General features: G+C 48.6%; 15 protein-coding genes. 2 read left to right on the top strand and 13 right to left on the bottom strand.

Going from position 1 to position 14,452, the window contains the following annotated elements:
• Window positions 1-100 precede the first annotated feature (100 nt).
• On the bottom strand, window positions 101-697 hold the full coding sequence (locus ACYOR7_RS11195) for a hypothetical protein (protein ID WP_479913981.1): 597 nt from the start codon (window positions 695-697) through the stop codon (window positions 101-103).
• Between the two features lie 362 nt (window positions 698-1,059).
• On the opposite strand from ACYOR7_RS11195, the gene rpl12p reads away from it, so the two are divergent.
• Window positions 1,060-1,368, top strand: a complete 309-nt coding sequence (gene rpl12p / locus ACYOR7_RS11200; protein WP_075054810.1) for a 50S ribosomal protein P1 — start codon at window positions 1,060-1,062, stop codon at window positions 1,366-1,368.
• Between the two features lie 72 nt (window positions 1,369-1,440).
• On the opposite strand, the gene ACYOR7_RS11205 is transcribed toward rpl12p, so the two are convergent.
• The 10 genes from ACYOR7_RS11205 to ACYOR7_RS11250 all read right to left on the bottom strand — a co-directional run bounded on the left by ACYOR7_RS11205 (window position 1,441) and on the right by ACYOR7_RS11250 (window position 8,072).
• On the bottom strand, window positions 1,441-1,698 hold the full coding sequence (locus ACYOR7_RS11205) for a hypothetical protein (protein WP_479913982.1): 258 nt from the start codon (window positions 1,696-1,698) through the stop codon (window positions 1,441-1,443).
• Entirely contained in the window at window positions 1,688-2,056 is a 369-nt protein-coding gene (locus ACYOR7_RS11210) for a hypothetical protein (protein ID WP_479913983.1), read from the bottom strand. The genes ACYOR7_RS11205 and ACYOR7_RS11210 overlap by 11 nt, the downstream gene beginning before the upstream one ends.
• Before the next feature lie 238 nt (window positions 2,057-2,294).
• A complete protein-coding gene (locus tag ACYOR7_RS11215; RefSeq protein WP_479913984.1) occupies window positions 2,295-3,200 on the bottom strand; it encodes a 50S ribosomal protein L10 in 906 nt (301 codons plus the stop codon).
• Window positions 3,201-3,203: 3 nt separating this feature from the next.
• Window positions 3,204-3,884 carry a 50S ribosomal protein L1 gene (locus ACYOR7_RS11220; RefSeq protein ID WP_479913985.1) on the bottom strand — a complete coding sequence of 227 codons (681 nt, stop codon included), beginning with the start codon at window positions 3,882-3,884 and terminating at the stop codon, window positions 3,204-3,206.
• A gap of 336 nt (window positions 3,885-4,220) precedes the next feature.
• Window positions 4,221-5,102 (bottom strand): hypothetical protein, encoded by an 882-nt coding sequence (locus ACYOR7_RS11225; protein ID WP_479913986.1) that lies wholly within the window; start codon window positions 5,100-5,102, stop codon window positions 4,221-4,223.
• An 85-nt stretch (window positions 5,103-5,187) separates the two neighbouring features.
• Window positions 5,188-5,748: an FkbM family methyltransferase gene (locus ACYOR7_RS11230; RefSeq protein WP_479914473.1), complete on the bottom strand. Its 561-nt coding sequence runs from the start codon at window positions 5,746-5,748 to the stop codon at window positions 5,188-5,190.
• Window positions 5,718-5,972: a hypothetical protein gene (locus ACYOR7_RS11235; protein ID WP_479913987.1), complete on the bottom strand. Its 255-nt coding sequence runs from the start codon at window positions 5,970-5,972 to the stop codon at window positions 5,718-5,720. The genes ACYOR7_RS11230 and ACYOR7_RS11235 overlap by 31 nt, the downstream gene beginning before the upstream one ends.
• A 91-nt stretch (window positions 5,973-6,063) precedes the next feature.
• Entirely contained in the window at window positions 6,064-6,933 is an 870-nt protein-coding gene (locus ACYOR7_RS11240; RefSeq protein WP_479913988.1) for a glycosyltransferase family A protein, read from the bottom strand.
• Window positions 6,905-7,444 (bottom strand): DapH/DapD/GlmU-related protein, encoded by a 540-nt coding sequence (locus tag ACYOR7_RS11245; protein WP_479913989.1) that lies wholly within the window; start codon window positions 7,442-7,444, stop codon window positions 6,905-6,907. The genes ACYOR7_RS11240 and ACYOR7_RS11245 overlap by 29 nt, the downstream gene beginning before the upstream one ends.
• Window positions 7,386-8,072 (bottom strand): hypothetical protein, encoded by a 687-nt coding sequence (locus tag ACYOR7_RS11250; protein WP_479913990.1) that lies wholly within the window; start codon window positions 8,070-8,072, stop codon window positions 7,386-7,388. Before ACYOR7_RS11250 ends, ACYOR7_RS11245 begins: the two co-directional genes overlap by 59 nt.
• Window positions 8,073-8,767: 695 nt before the next feature.
• On the opposite strand from ACYOR7_RS11250, the gene ACYOR7_RS11255 reads away from it, so the two are divergent.
• Window positions 8,768-10,183 (top strand): polysaccharide deacetylase family protein, encoded by a 1,416-nt coding sequence (locus ACYOR7_RS11255; protein WP_479913991.1) that lies wholly within the window; start codon window positions 8,768-8,770, stop codon window positions 10,181-10,183.
• Window positions 10,184-10,332: 149 nt separating this feature from the next.
• On the opposite strand, the gene ACYOR7_RS11260 is transcribed toward ACYOR7_RS11255, so the two are convergent.
• Both ACYOR7_RS11260 and ACYOR7_RS11265 read right to left on the bottom strand, forming a co-directional pair.
• Window positions 10,333-11,343: a hypothetical protein gene (locus tag ACYOR7_RS11260; RefSeq protein WP_479913992.1), complete on the bottom strand. Its 1,011-nt coding sequence runs from the start codon at window positions 11,341-11,343 to the stop codon at window positions 10,333-10,335.
• A 43-nt stretch (window positions 11,344-11,386) separates the two neighbouring features.
• On the bottom strand, window positions 11,387-14,317 hold the full coding sequence (locus ACYOR7_RS11265) for a beta strand repeat-containing protein (RefSeq protein ID WP_479913993.1): 2,931 nt from the start codon (window positions 14,315-14,317) through the stop codon (window positions 11,387-11,389).
• Window positions 14,318-14,452 lie beyond the last annotated feature (135 nt).

Below are 14,452 nucleotides of genomic sequence, written 5' to 3' on the forward strand. Positions count from 1 at the left end.
TTATTTTCCTTCTCATGAATATATTATGGATATTTCGTGTTAACTCTAGTGTGCGAAAAAATAATGGAACGTACTGCCTTTTGGAGGCAGTTCCCATCGACTAGGATTCTGGCTGAATTGGTGTCGCGGTATTGTTGACAGAAGGAGGCGCTATAGATGTAGAATTGCTGTCCGGCCCAACCGAAGTCTCATTTCCGGACGGAGATGTCATCGAGGTTTCGTTTCCAGTTGATGTGACATTGCCAGCCGCACCAGAAGTTGTATTGTTCTCTCCTACAGTAAATGTGGCAGTTGAATTCTCTCCGCTGCTACCTGCTGCCTTGACCTCATGATCACCGCTTGTCGCGTTCTCGGGTACGAGTGCGGTCGTGTTGAACTCACCCGTCGCAAATTGAACCATGTTGCCGGTCAGAATGTACCCTCCATCAAATGTGAAGTTGAAGGTCTGAGAGGGCGAGAATCCACTTCCTGCAATAGTGACGTTGCTACCTGCTGCGCCTGATGAAGGCGTCAAGGTAATTGTTGGTGTCGAGGAAGATGTTTCATTTCCTTGCGGCGTGTCTGTTGTTGTTTCATTGCCTGGCTGAACCTGTGCAGAGGCATTTCCTGTTGTCAATAAGAAGCCTGGCACTGCGGCCGCGCTCAGTATTGCGAGGCCGGCTATTACAGCCAGGGCTACATTTCTTGGCTCAAACATATTCTTTCGACAAAGTTGCAGATCCAAGAAACTTAAATGAAATGGGTACCAGCTCTATTAGAGTTTCCTGTAATCCGAGATACGCACCACTTTAGTCGAAATAAGAATGCAGGCTATTACTTTAAGACGATTACCGAACGAATGTAAAGCCCCTATGCAGGGAACCGCTATCTGGCGCCAAATGAATAGATTATGATTGATATGCCATTTTTAGCAAAAATTTACCGGAATAAATTTGCGAGCGTTTTGAAATAGAAATCTCAGAAAATCGTTTTGCGGGAAGTTTCAAAGGAATTCATTTAGGGGATTCAGATCGACATGCGTTAAGTTCAAATATGGTGCGGAACGGAACGACTTCTGCAATGGAATACGTATACGCTGCTCTGCTTCTCCACAAGCTAAAGCAGAATATCACTGAAGATAATGTCAAGAGCGTTGTCAAGGCTGCAGGCGTGACGCCAGACGACGTAAGGGTAAAAGCCCTCGTCGCAGCCCTCTCAGAGGTCAACATTGAAGAGGCACTAAAGGCTGCACCAGTCGCAGTGGCAGCGGCAGCACCGGCAGGCGGCGCTTCTGCGCCAGCAGGCGGAGCGGCCCCGGCCAAAGAAGAAAAGAAGGACGAAAAGAAAGAGGAAGAAGCCCTGGAAGGTCTGTCTTCCCTCTTTGGTTAGAAAAAAAAATCTATCCTCCTCTTCTTCTTTTCTTTTTGCTTTCTCTCTCGCTCTTTTCTCCCCACACTCTTTCTAAACTATTATCACTCGTCGCTCCTTTTTCGAATACTTTATCGCCTCCTGGTATAGAGCATCGGCCTCCTGTCCGTACGCCACTATGCTATAACAGGCGCCGCCACTACTACTGCTGCCGGCGGCGTCTCCGTCGCACGACACCTGGACGCTGCAGCGCTTGATCCCGTTCTTCAAGTAGCCGATGCTTGTCTGAACGTCCATTGCGCTGCCGCTTTTCCTGATGGCGTAGAAGGCGTCGATGCTGCTATCGAACAATGTCTTTTCCTCCTCCACCTCCTCCTCCCTTCGTCACCTCCCACAGCATCACGGCAAGCTTTTTGCGCATCTTGCCGTACTTGCCTGCAGTCGTAAAGGAGACCAGTTGTCCGCACCTGCCGCAGCGTGCCCTTTTGATGTGCGACAGGTCCAGCCGGTACAGTGGCAGCAGCTTGCACGCGGAGCAGCGGTAGTGCGTGAGGAACATCCTCTGGATAGAAGTCATGGCATGGCTGCTAATTCCCTCGGCGTTGCAGAGTATGCTTACCTGTTGGTCTAGAAGCCTGTCCATCGACGGCGTCGGCGGCGGCTCGTATGGGGACTGTATCGCTACTTCATCAAGCCTGTACGATGTCATGGCCAGTATTGCGCGTACGCTGCTCAAAACCGTTGGTAAAAGCCGTTTTGTCAAGATACACCGCGCTTGCGCCTCGTAGCAAGAGCGCGCTACCCATACAACCCGCGTGATATTAATAATAGCGTATTCTGGCTAAATTTGTGCATTAACCACGCAATATATTGTATAGAGTGCAAATCATACAATAAAAATAGCAAGATGATAAAGAAATTGGCGGGCATAAAAAGCCCGAGGGATTTTACTGCGCGGTATAGCCCTTTTTCTTGGCCTCGTTGGCTACAGCCTGCGCCTTGGACTGCGCCCTTGGTAGGACGATATCCGCAGTGTCCTTGGTGAGGTAGCCAGATTCGGCTGCAAGGGACCTTGCGTGCTGTTGCGCCTTGACCAACATCGGCTTGACAGTCTCTGGCGTCACATAGCCGACCTCTGTCGCAAGCGCAAGTGCCTGCTGGAATGACCTGACCAGCTCATCTCTGTATTCTGCCAGATTGATGCGCAGGTCTGCCTCCTTGAACAGCAGGCCCTCGGCGATGGCAAAGTTGACGGCGATGCCAGCCTCTATCGGCTTGATGTTGAGCTTGCTCATGAGGGAGGCAAGTTGCATCGATATCACGTCGCCAGGCTTGGCCACCACCGTGTCCTTGTTCACCCAGATGGTGCCCTGATCTATCTTGGTCTGCACGTTGGCGACCTTGAACTCTGAGAGCACCGGGCCTGGCGCAATGCCGGTGTTGCCGGCAGGGATCACGATCTCTTTTGTGGCGATGTCGCCTCCCTTGGCTGCGAGGAAGATCTTGTTCTGAGAGAACGCGAGGTTGAGCTTGAACGGGCTGATGTTAGTGAACATGAGCGCGCACTGGCCTTCGAGCTCCTTGCTCAGGCTCTCAATGCCGGCCACACCCTTGACGCCCTCAAAGGCGCGCTGGGCGACCTTGTTCTTGATTATCCTTATCCTGATGTCGTTTCGGAACTTTTTGCGGATGAGCATGAGCTGCGAAGCGCGCACCTTGTGCATCTTTGACAGCGCTATCACGTTGTAAGACTTCGGCAGCTCCTGCAATTCTTGATACATTACGCGCTTTTTCTTTGGATAGCTCTTGCGCGGGATTACGGGTTTAGCTGTTGTCGCTGTTGCGGCGGACATTGCTTATTGTTCTTCCTCCTTCTTTTTCTCTGCGGCCTTGAGCGCCGAAAGCTTTGCTCCCTTGCCCATCGTGAACTTGATCATGACGTTTTTGATGTTCTTGTCACCCTGCGGCAGCTTTTTCTCGACTGCTGCAATGATGGCGTGTGCATTCTCTGCAAGTTGGTCGTCGGAAAGCTTTTCGTCGCCTATCTTGGTCGATGCGTTGAGTTGGTTCTTGGCCTTGACGCGAACCGAGCCCCTAAAGCGTGTGGCGATTGTCTCGACCGGCGCGCCATAGGGAAGGGGTGTAGGCATCTTGCCCTTTGGACCAAGGAACTGGCCCAGGGAACGGCCGACCGCTGCCATTTGGCCTGTGTCGGACAGGAAAAAGTCGTGCGCCCTCACTATTTTTCGAGCTTCGCGCTTGTTGGTGCCAAGCCGGTCAAGTTCACCTGGCTCCATCACGCTCTCTACTCCTGCTTTCTTGGCCCTCATGCCCATCTCGCCGGCGGCAATTACGCATATTGTTGGCTGCCTGCTAGGCTTGTGCGGCAGGACGACTGTCTCGTTGAGGTTGAAACCCTTCTTTACGTCGATATCCTTCAGTACAAGTGTCAATTCGGCAGACTGGCTAAAGTTGCGCTTGCCTGCTCCTTCGCGCGCCTTTTTGACCAGCTCCTTGATTTGGCTGTCGCTCACCATGTTTCCGTACACGCAGAGAGCGTGGCAGGCCACTTTTAATCTTTAGGATTTCAAGGCATGAGTCTGGAGTGGGTGGACCATGGATTTTGAAGAAAAATGACTATGTTAGGAGGAGTAGGGGAAACGCGGTAGCCTTTGTTACACCATTTCTCTGAATCTGATCTCTTTTACCGGTCTCTTTCTATCCGTCTTCCATGTTTAAAAAGCCAAATTTAAGTGTGTGTGGTGGTGTATCTGTCCAAAAGTCTGTCACTACTTCTCGTGATAAACAGGTTACGGAATTTGCATGTAGCAGATGCGAGCGCATTATCACCAAGGTCAAGGCCTGGTAATGGGCTAAACCTTGTTGTAGTATCCGGCAACGGCTTCTACAATTTTCCGGGCATCGTGATTTTGTTCGACATACGCCTTTCCTGCCTGACCTAACCTTTTTCTCTCTTGTGCATCATCCACGAGACTTTTCAAGTCATCGGCAAATGTTTCGGCAGTCACGCGGTGTACCGGTGGACGATATTTTTCGTAGAGCTCGTCTGAAACATACGCGGTAACAGGCTTGCCTAAAGCCATACCTTCAAGCTCAAAAAGACTGAACCATCCCATCTGCGGCATAATTTTTCCTATCACTATATCGCAAGTTGCGATTATCTCCAGTGCTTCTCGATGAGGCTTGCCAAATATTCTTACCACCTCGACATTATCTCCAAAGGAGTCTAATACAGCACTGTAATAATCTGTGCTCTGATAATGTTTGTAATGTGGGTAATGGGCTATTCGGACCTTGTCGTTATTCTCTGTTACTTTTATGCTTGATATTTCTTGAAGATCTATAGGCGAAGGAAGCCAGACACCATTCGGAGCGAATTGCAGCAAATCGGGCGTGGATACCACGCAGAAATCATCTTCATGTTTTCCACGGAGGTCATCACCATGATAATGCTTGAGATATTTTCTGTCACCTTTTGATTCTTGCAGCGTTTCTTTCAAGCCGGGATAAGGGTAATGGTAATGCCATACGTCATAATTCTTCAGTTCCTTCAGAAATCGCTTTTTTGTTACTATGCGGCTGAATTTGTTGCCGCCATTCCAGTCGATGAATTTACCGCCAAATTGCCGATATGTACCTTCATCAAAACAATAGGCAGGCGTGCCACCTTGGTACTTTGCCAATACCGAGCCGATGCCTGCCACATTGCCAATATGTGCTATTTTTTCGTACAATCGCTATTTTTGTTCATAATTATCCTGGATATTTATGTTAAACCGCGAACAAAACAGCCAAAACACGCAGAGACTTATTCGTCAATCACTGACATAGAATATTTGTCCCAACTTTTGTCACTGCTAGCTTTTCCAACTCTTCAAATGATATCTGGCCAGCATCAGGAACCGAAATTTGATAACCAAGCGACTGCACAAAGTCGTAGACATCTTTTGGCTTTGCACCATACTCTATAATGCTTGGTGGGTGGAGCTCCATGAGGAGCATTGGATGATATTGTTCTAGCAGCCTTTTCATCCCCTTTAGCGCTCCCAGCTCTGCACCTTCAATGTCCATCTCGATAAAATCGATTTTACTCTGAATACTATCATCGATGCTTACGGTACTGACCGCTACCGTTCCTTCATTACACCATTGTGATTGATAGAGGCGATGCATTCCTCTGTTGGTGTCGCATGTGTGTAACGTGCTAGTGCCGCTTTTTTCCGCTACGGCAGCATGAATCGGCTTGATGTTGTTCTGCAGGTTGTTGCCCTCAATGTTTTTAACAAGTGTCTGAAAATTTCTTGGTTCTGGCTCAAATGCGTAAACCTTCCTCGCCTCTTTTCCTATTATCAGCGTGAAATAGCCGATATTTGCGCCAATGTCTGGACCTCAAATTCTGGCTTGACGAGTTTTTTGATAAAAGCTGTGGAGTCCGGCTCATATATTCCGTATTTTGTGAGGTTCAGCGAATCCTTGTCATCGACATACATCCAGCTGCCCTGGATGAGAAAGCGTCCATTACCGTCACTTTTTGGCGCCTGATACTTTGGTGGTATCGCCCCTATCTTTCTTAACGCTTTACCTGCAAGATTGCCCAGTGTCAACCTTCGTTAAGAGTAACTGGATTGGTATAAACTTATTCAGGACAGATTGCTTGCTACCATATGCTATCCCGGATGTCCGGAAACGCGTTATTCAAAAGATTCTTTTCAGTCGTTTTTTAATCATCTTTTTTTGGCGCGTGCTGACTTGTCTGCGTATGTCCTCCGGGAACTTGGAGTAATAGCCTGCCTTGGCAGGCTTGAAAAAAAGGTAGTAGCGCAGTATGTTCAGCGCTCCTTTTCTGCCCACCGTCTTGTTTGTCAAAAAGTCCCACCCTATCCTAGCTATTGCGTAGGGAGGATAATAGCCAAGACATCTCATCCCGTAACCAAACTCCTTAAAGTTGTGGCTGTGGCCCAGCGCGTCATGATGGAATAGCTCAAGGTCGTTCAGTATCTTGATACTTCCCTGCTGCTTTACCATCATTGCCCTCTCTAGAATCTCGCTTTCATAGCCCAAGATGCGCAGATAGCCGCCAGGATAGTGCTTGAAAAAGAAAGACTGCTTGACAAAGCGCCCGCCTCCGTGCGGGGCCTTGGCGTTCATCGGCCCCCAGTCACCGGAGCATATCACAAGGTCAGGATTGTTGGCAAACTCTTGCAGTATCCTCTCGGCGTAATTGGGAACAAAGGACGCATCGCTGGGGACAATGACATGGTAATCATAGCCTTGCAAGATTCCCATATTCCAGAGCAATGGTATCCGTGTATAGTCGCGTGTCGTGTTGTGCGTCTGCTGGACTCGTATCAGTTCAGGGTATCTCTGCTCATACTTCAGCACCGTTTGATACATCCCATCGGTCGAGCCATCGTCTATTACCATTATCTTTGCCGGCATGACCGTCTGCGCCAGCAGGCTATCCAGGACTTTTCCTATAGACTTGTTGCCGTCCCTTCCAAAAACAATCGCATAATACGACTGTTTTTGGCTGTTGCTATCGGACCTTTGTCCCTGCTGATACATCCTTTGTCACCACGGCCCCCATGCAGAGGAAAGCTTTGTCCCCTATGGTCACATGATCGCGGATTTTTACGCCCATACCGATAAAGACGCCATCGCCTATCACAGAAGAGCCGCCTATCACAGAGCCGGCCACGATGACGCAGTTCTTGCCGATGTTCGCGTTATGGCCCACATGTACGAGGTTGTCGATTTTTGTATTCTCGCCAATGATGGTGCTGCCCAAGGTCCCCCGGTCGATGCAGGTGTTTGCGCCGATTTCTGCATTCTCGCCAATGATGACATTGCCGATGTGGGGCCAGCGTTTAGTATAGTTACTTTCAGGATCAAAACCAAAGCCCTCCTTGCCTATCACGGCATAAGCGGCTATTGTCACGTCTTTGCCAAGGACGGCATTTTCAATTATAGCCGTAGGATGAATGTAGGGCTTGGGCCGTGGCAGCGTCCTGAGATAGCTATGCGCTTCTTGTTGCGACGGGAACTGTTTTTTGTTGTTTTTGTTTTCTGTGCTCATTTACCATTTCCACCCAAAAGTTTCTCGCCCTATCAATTACCGAGTAAGCATCGACCCTGACCTTGTCAAATGGGTTTTCGGTTTTGATCCACCATACAGGGTGGCAGACAAAGAGCAGGCGCTCATCGGTGTGCGTACATATGCAGCCATTTCTCCACCATCCGCCACTATCAGCGATGTATTTGTAGCTATGCTGTTTGACGAGGGCCGCCCTGTCTTGCAGGGTTGCCGGAATGTGGATGTCAGGCGTTATCCCCACGAGATGCTGCGAAATGTTTACGCTCATAGTCTTGAGCATCGCACAAAAGGCAGCGTGGATTGTCTGAAGGTCCAGATCATAGTTGCCATCGTAATGCAGGGCAAGTTCATGGCCCAGCTCGCCTATTTCCTTCCATACCGCCATATTCTCAGGCGACAAGGCGTTATACCATTCAGAATGAAGCAAGACATAGTAGGTTGCCTTTATGCCGTGCTTGTTTTCCAGCCTTGCCATCTGCAAGGCGTAATCAGGGAATATGTCAATATCATGCGCCAAGACAATGTCCATGCGTTCGGTCGCTGTCCCTGCCCTGTCTTTTATTTTCTCTAGGACTTCCTCATAATGGGCCAAAGAAAACTCGCAGGGCATATACACCTAGTCCTCCTTGTCCACGTTCAGCCAAAAGGACTCGATTGACAATTTGTTCCCATCTAGGCCGCCAATTATGGTATAATATTTCTGTGCAATGGCACAGGCTGACGCTTTTTGCGTAAGCATACTTCTCTTATGGCTTTCTATAGTAAGGATAGATTTAGGCTTTTCTAGCTCTGCTACTGTAACAAATATAGCGATTTCTACATCGACTAGGAAACCGATAAGAGCCGACGTTGGGACAACAGAAATGATATACCAACAACAGATCATGCCTATTCTGGCAACATCAACGGGAAACGTGGGCAGGCCCACTCACCTTTCATTAGCTGAAGGAAAGCATATGCAGACAAAGAGTGAGAGCTAGAGCGAGAATAACAAAGAAATTAACGTCAGTCTACGCAGGGACATGGAGCGTATCTGGATAGACGTGCTCTTAAGCTGATCAAAAGTTTCTATTGCCGTCCTTAGGTCCTCTTTTAATGCTGCCTTTCGTCAATGTTGCGCCAGAAATACGCTAAATCCTTCATTTTCTTTGGCTTCAAGATTTCCACACAGAGTCAGCTAGGCCGATATCTGCTGATTACTGACCGAAATTGCCATGTCACAGGCTAGTGTGTATTAAAACCCTACAAAGATTAGCTAATAAACGGTCGTGATTCGTATATAGAAATTTCTACCGTAATTTTTACATGTATACATCTTACCTGCCGACCGACGATAGTAGGAGTAGGAAGAGAAAAGGAGTCGGCATCAAGGGAAAGATAAGCGCCAAAACCGTCTTGGCGCTGTCTGCGGCTTTGGTGCTAGTTCTTGGCATCCTAGTTTCTGCCCCGCGGTCGGCGTATGCAGAGCAACAAAACAACAGCAACAGCGAACCTGGAGCGTGCAACTGCGTCATATTTAGGCTTGACGACGTCCAGGATTACTGGCTAAGTAACGTACAAGTGGCCGTGATGGAAAAATTCATCGATGAGCATGAAAAGCTCAACCTCGGAGTCATAACGAACTACATCGGAGAAGATGACGCCATAGTAAATGAAGTAAAAGGAGGAATTGACTCCGGCAACTTTGAGATAGTCAACCACAGTCAGAACCACGATTCGTACACAGACATGTCGGCAGAAGAGCAGCACAACGACTTGGTCAGTGCAAACGGAAACTTAAATTCGCTTTTTGGCGTCAGTTCCGTTGGTGCATTTATCCCACCATACCATGAATATAATGAAGACACACTTGCAGCACTTCAAGACCTGGACATGAAAGTCATTAGCGCGCAGTTTAACTTGGAGCTACCGCAAATTTACAACCCAGGCAACCCCGACAGTCCTGACAACAAGATCTACAAGGCATTTGCAGGCTCGGACATCAAAGATGACTTTGGCATCTACCACTTACCACAAACCATAGGCTTCTACGACCATGGAACCTTCCCGCATGAAAAGGTAGAAGTTCAAGACATAATGGCAAGCATTGAAGACTCGATATCATCGTACGGATATGCAGTAGTGACGCTGCACCCGCAGGACTTTTCAGTCAAAGATGATGATGGCGTGGCCACCAACAATGTTTCAGAAAGCGACATGGATGATCTTGATGAATTGCTTGGTATGATACACGACAACGGATACTCTACAAAGACATTCTCCCATGTAGTCGGTGGAGGTTCAAATGGTTGGACAGATGACAATGATAGTAACAATAACAACAACAATGGAAATAATAACACCTCACAGCAAGGCTCAAGCCACAGACCAGCATACAATGAATACCTAGCATACTTTATCAGAACCTATCTTGCAGAAAATGGCACATCCAGTCTGCCAGAGCACAGCAACGAGGACAACTACAATAACAACTTCCTAATGGCCGCATATCCGGTCGATTATCTCTTCACCTTCGAAATAACGCATGCCACACATGATGAACAAACCCTTACTGCGGACGACCAGCATACAGTTGTTACCGTAGATGATGGTCCAATATCATACTGGCAGGATCTCACAGATGGCCAGAAGGTATGGTTAATCCAGACATTCGGCCAGATACACAGTACAACTGAAGTAGATGAATTGATCGACAGTCTGATGGCAGGAGCAAGCGACTAGCTGAAGTAACTGGAATCAACAACAGCTTCCCACTTTCTTTTTCCTCTTTTCTTTTTGCATATATGTATGGCTTTTGCTTCTGAACTTGCAATGGACAAAAACGAGTTTAATTTAGACGTTGAAAAATTTCCAAGCTTTTCTTATCGTACCTATTTGAATGAGGCTTTTATCCTCGCAAAAAGCGATATCTGAAGGGCGATTATCACAGAGATGAGGGCCAGGATGGGCAGGATGATGGAGTTTATCTGGCCGGAAGCCTGGCTCAGCTCGTTCACAGCGCTTCCTGCCTGTTCAATGTCGCTCTTTATGGCAGCCCTTGCATCATTCACCGACTGTGTCAAGTCGCTTCGCGTGGCGTTAAGCTCGTGACTCGTCTTGTCAAGCTCTGCCTTGAGCGAATTGACAGATTCCTGCACCTCCCCGATGCTGCTCCCGCTTGAAATCACCTTGGAGTCGTGGGTGAGAAATCCCCTGTAGAAGGCGATAGCATGTATAATATACGTGCCCTCCTTGTCAAGCCTGACATCTGCGTAATAGATGCCTTCATGGAGCTTGACAAACTTGCCGGCGAGGTTTATCGTGTCGTTGCCCGAATGGATGTGCGAAGACGATAGCAACTGGTTTGGATCCTCCACGTTTACGAGCGCCCCATCAAAGGTCACCTGCACGAATATCCGGAATGTCTTGCCAACCGATATTTCTGTAGGCGAGTCTAGCTTGACCGACAGGATGCCGGGCTGGGATTGAAGCGGCCCGACTGAATGCGAGTCCGAAAAGGACACCGTTCGGGTCTCCTTGTAAGTGGGAACTATGGTTGAGGCGGCCTCGATGAGGTAGCGGCCGAACACAAAGTTCTTTGACGGCTGCGGCCACGCAAAGATCTGCGCGGTGAACGAGCCGCTTGAATCTGCCTTTGCGGACTCTATTCTGACGGCCTTGTCAGCGGGGTCGAAGATCCTGAAGACTAGAGTGTCGTTTGGAAAGCTCTTGCCGTATACGACGAGGATATCTCCGGGCAGAAAGCTGTCTTGGTTTACAAGAAATATCAGGCGCGGGCCCTGGATCTGATTCTGGGCCTGGGCATGGGTCGGCGCAATAAAGTTAGCAACGATCAGAGTGATAATTATTAGAAAACTTGACGGAAGAACATAATTTGTCATTTTAAAAACAAAAAGGAGGAGTAAGTAGGCTACTCTAGCCTACTTAACTCACGGTTATGGTCGACTCGGAGACTGTTGACAGTGCTGCTGGACTGGAGATGTTGGTGACGACGAATGTCCTAGCCGTGTATGTGCCAGATGCATCCGGAGTCCACGACAATCCAATGTTGGTCGAGCCGTTTGCGTTCAGGGTGCCTTGCTGCCACTGGAGGTAGACGGTTTCTCCGTCAGCGTTCCTTACCTCAACGATTGCGGCAAATGGCCTTACTGTGCCCTGGTTGTTGGTGACGGTCGACGACAGCACTACCTGCTGGCCTGATGTGACCTCAGTTATGTCCTTGCCGCTGAAGTCCTTCAGTACAGGGTTTGCAGCTGTTGTTGCATTTACGTCTCCACCTGATGCGATGCCGACTGGAACAACGAAGGTGAAGTCCTTGCTCGGGTCCACGACCTGCTTGACTCTGTCTGCATAGTCAGCTGGGTACTTGTCGGTGTACTTCACCATGACGTTATCTCCGACCTTTGCAGAGACTGAACCCGTGGTCACACCAGTTGTTGTCGTAATCATTCCGGTGAACACTCCGGTGTTGGGGCCTGTCTCAAGCGCAGTCACAGAGACTCCGACTGGATCAGAGGTTGAAGTTACCTTCAACGTAACCGAATCGACTGCATCTCCATCAGTGTTTGCATCTGGATCCGTGACAGTGATTTGGGTCGAGCCGTTTGCGTCAACGGTTGTCTTACTGGAGTTCATGATTGGGTCCGCGCTGATGACCTTGATCACTTGGGCTACTGTTGCCTTGCTGCCGGATGAGTCCTTCTGATCAGTGTATCTGATAGAGAGGATGTCTCCAGGCAATACAAATCCAGTTATTTCCTTTGTGGTATTTGGTGGGAAGAGTGGTGATGGTGCAGGGTTTGTAGTGATCGGGCTCAGAGTCAGCTTGGTTCTGAATATTCCAGTGTTGGCACCTGTTTCCTCTCCTACTGCAGTGGTCATTGTGTTGGCGCCGCTTCTGTCAGAAGTTACTCTGATGTATTCGACTCCACTTTGAGTTGTGTCGATACCTTGCGGGTTGGCATTAAGGTCTGGATCCTTCACTTCGATGAACAGCTTTGTTCCCGGACCGACGAGTGTTGGAGTGACTGCGATTGTGCCAGAGCTTGTCTTGACGGTTCCGTCAAACTCTCTGTCAACGCCAGTGCTCAGGTCGCTTGCTATGAGATCATTGTAGTGGATTTCGACGGAGGTAGAGAACTTGTTGCCAGTGAGGTCAGAGATCTTGAAGTCCTTTCCTACAGTGATTGTCTTTGTGAAGACGCCGGTGTCTACTCCTGTTTCCTTGAGGTCGCTTATGGTAACGAGTGTCTGGTCATCGCTCTTGCCCTGGACTGTGACAGAAGCCTGTTCAGCAGTGGCTGAATCCTTGTTCAAGTCTGGGTCAGATACGGTTATCGTCAGGTTGCCACCGTTCTGAAGCGCAGAGACGTTTGACGTTACTGTACCATCATAGGATCTCACCGTGACGGATGCGGAGGATGTTGTGCCACCAGATGTGTATGTGAACTTCAGCTTGGCGCTATCCATGTTGATGTTGGTTTCTGTTCCAGCTTTGACAGTATAGTCCGCTGTGAAGACGCCTGTGTTTGGACCTGTTTCAGTGAAGGTCGTTGTTCCAAGACCAGTCATTAGGATTGGGTTGATCTGTGTAGAACCATCCTTCTTTGTCATTGTCCATGCGTTAGATCCAACTGAGATTGTGTCGACGCTGTTGGAATTGGTGTTCTGGGTCGGATCAACGATTGTCACTGTAAATTTGGATCCATCTGTAGATAGTGCTCTTGGAAGCGGAATTGTGCCTCTGTTAATGGATATCGAAGCTGTTGGCTTACCGATGCTGAATGTTGCTGTGCTTGTCTGTACTGGGTCTTCTGAATTGTCAGATAGTTTGAATTCAATCTGATCACCATCAGATAGGCCACCTGATACTGCACTGTTGATGATTGACATGTCGATGTTGTTCGCAACGAATACGCCGCTGTTGATATCTGTCTCTATGAAGGTCATAGTCAGTGCGCTACCGAGTGTCAGAGCGTTGCCCTTTGCCTTCAAAGTCATCGAGCCTAGACCGTTTCCAAAGTACACTTGGTTACCAGTGCTCTGGCTTGCCGGGAAGGTAACGATGAATGAATCGACAGACTTGCTGTTGCTGTTGAGGTCAGGGTCGGTTATGGTGAGGCTGAATTTGTCAGTTACACCCGCTTGTGATGGACCTGTGAGTGTACCTGCAGTGTGGGTCAGATGGGTTATCAGCTTGAATATCTTTTGGCCTGATGGATCAGCTGCTGGATCTTTGTAGCTGATTGTGATATCAGGATCGCCTGCGATGGTCGCGTTTGTCAGTGTGATGCCTGTCGCTGTGATAGAGTCAGATGTTCCTGCAGAGATTGGAATCTTGTTGTCCGTAGTGTCCGGTAGGAATAGGCCAGAGCCAAAGGTCGTTTCCTTCAGGGATGTGCCGTTTACAATTCCGGTAACGCCTGCAACAGTTACATTGAGGGCGCTTGATGCAATGGTGTCTCTTGATTGGGTATCAATGTTTCTGTCAGAGTCATTGATCTGAAGCTGGATACCATTACCAAGGGTTATCGGCATCAGTGTTGTCATAACACCATCAACGTTCTGAAGCGTCACAGATTTTGACGAGGTGATGCTGCTTATTCCAGGAGTTACAGTGTTGAATGCAACTGGACCATTTCCTGCCACGTAAACATCCTTGTCGTTAATTGTCAGTGTGGCAGATGAAGGGAATGTCGCTGTTAGCGATGCACCGTCTGTTGGAGCAGATGCTGCAACCGCGATAACCAGTTCAAATGCATTGGTATTCTGTCCTGTCTCCTTGAATTTTGCACCTGTCAGTGTGAGTGTGCCTGCTGATGTCGTTGCAAGGCCTGTCGCATTGAAAATGTCCACCTTTGTCGGGTCAATGTTTGCATCTGTATCTGTAAGGGTGAGAACTACATTGTTTCCACTACCCGCGGTATTCCTGTCAACACTCGCTACTGCATTGCTCTTTGCAAATTGAACTGTCTGAGTTTGACCACCATA

Source organism: Candidatus Nitrososphaera sp. 86-2 (assembly GCF_056726185.1).

What these genes read in the sequence shown, in the direction of transcription:
- ACYOR7_RS11245 (WP_479913989.1), bottom strand. Translation starts at nt 7,444, where the DNA reads ATGAGCACAGAAAACAAAAACAACAAAAAACAGTTCCCGTCGCAACAA.
- ACYOR7_RS11260 (WP_479913992.1), bottom strand. Translation starts at nt 11,343, where the DNA reads ATGACAAATTATGTTCTTCCGTCAAGTTTTCTAATAATTATCACTCTG.
- ACYOR7_RS11210 (WP_479913983.1), bottom strand. Translation starts at nt 2,056, where the DNA reads ATGACATCGTACAGGCTTGATGAAGTAGCGATACAGTCCCCATACGAG.
- rpl12p (WP_075054810.1), top strand. Translation starts at nt 1,060, where the DNA reads ATGGAATACGTATACGCTGCTCTGCTTCTCCACAAGCTAAAGCAGAAT.
- ACYOR7_RS11240 (WP_479913988.1), bottom strand. Translation starts at nt 6,933, where the DNA reads ATGTATCAGCAGGGACAAAGGTCCGATAGCAACAGCCAAAAACAGTCG.
- ACYOR7_RS11220 (WP_479913985.1), bottom strand. Translation starts at nt 3,884, where the DNA reads ATGGTGAGCGACAGCCAAATCAAGGAGCTGGTCAAAAAGGCGCGCGAA.
- ACYOR7_RS11195 (WP_479913981.1), bottom strand. Translation starts at nt 697, where the DNA reads ATGTTTGAGCCAAGAAATGTAGCCCTGGCTGTAATAGCCGGCCTCGCA.
- ACYOR7_RS11215 (WP_479913984.1), bottom strand. Translation starts at nt 3,200, where the DNA reads ATGTCCGCCGCAACAGCGACAACAGCTAAACCCGTAATCCCGCGCAAG.
- ACYOR7_RS11255 (WP_479913991.1), top strand. Translation starts at nt 8,768, where the DNA reads ATGTATACATCTTACCTGCCGACCGACGATAGTAGGAGTAGGAAGAGA.
- ACYOR7_RS11250 (WP_479913990.1), bottom strand. Translation starts at nt 8,072, where the DNA reads ATGCCCTGCGAGTTTTCTTTGGCCCATTATGAGGAAGTCCTAGAGAAA.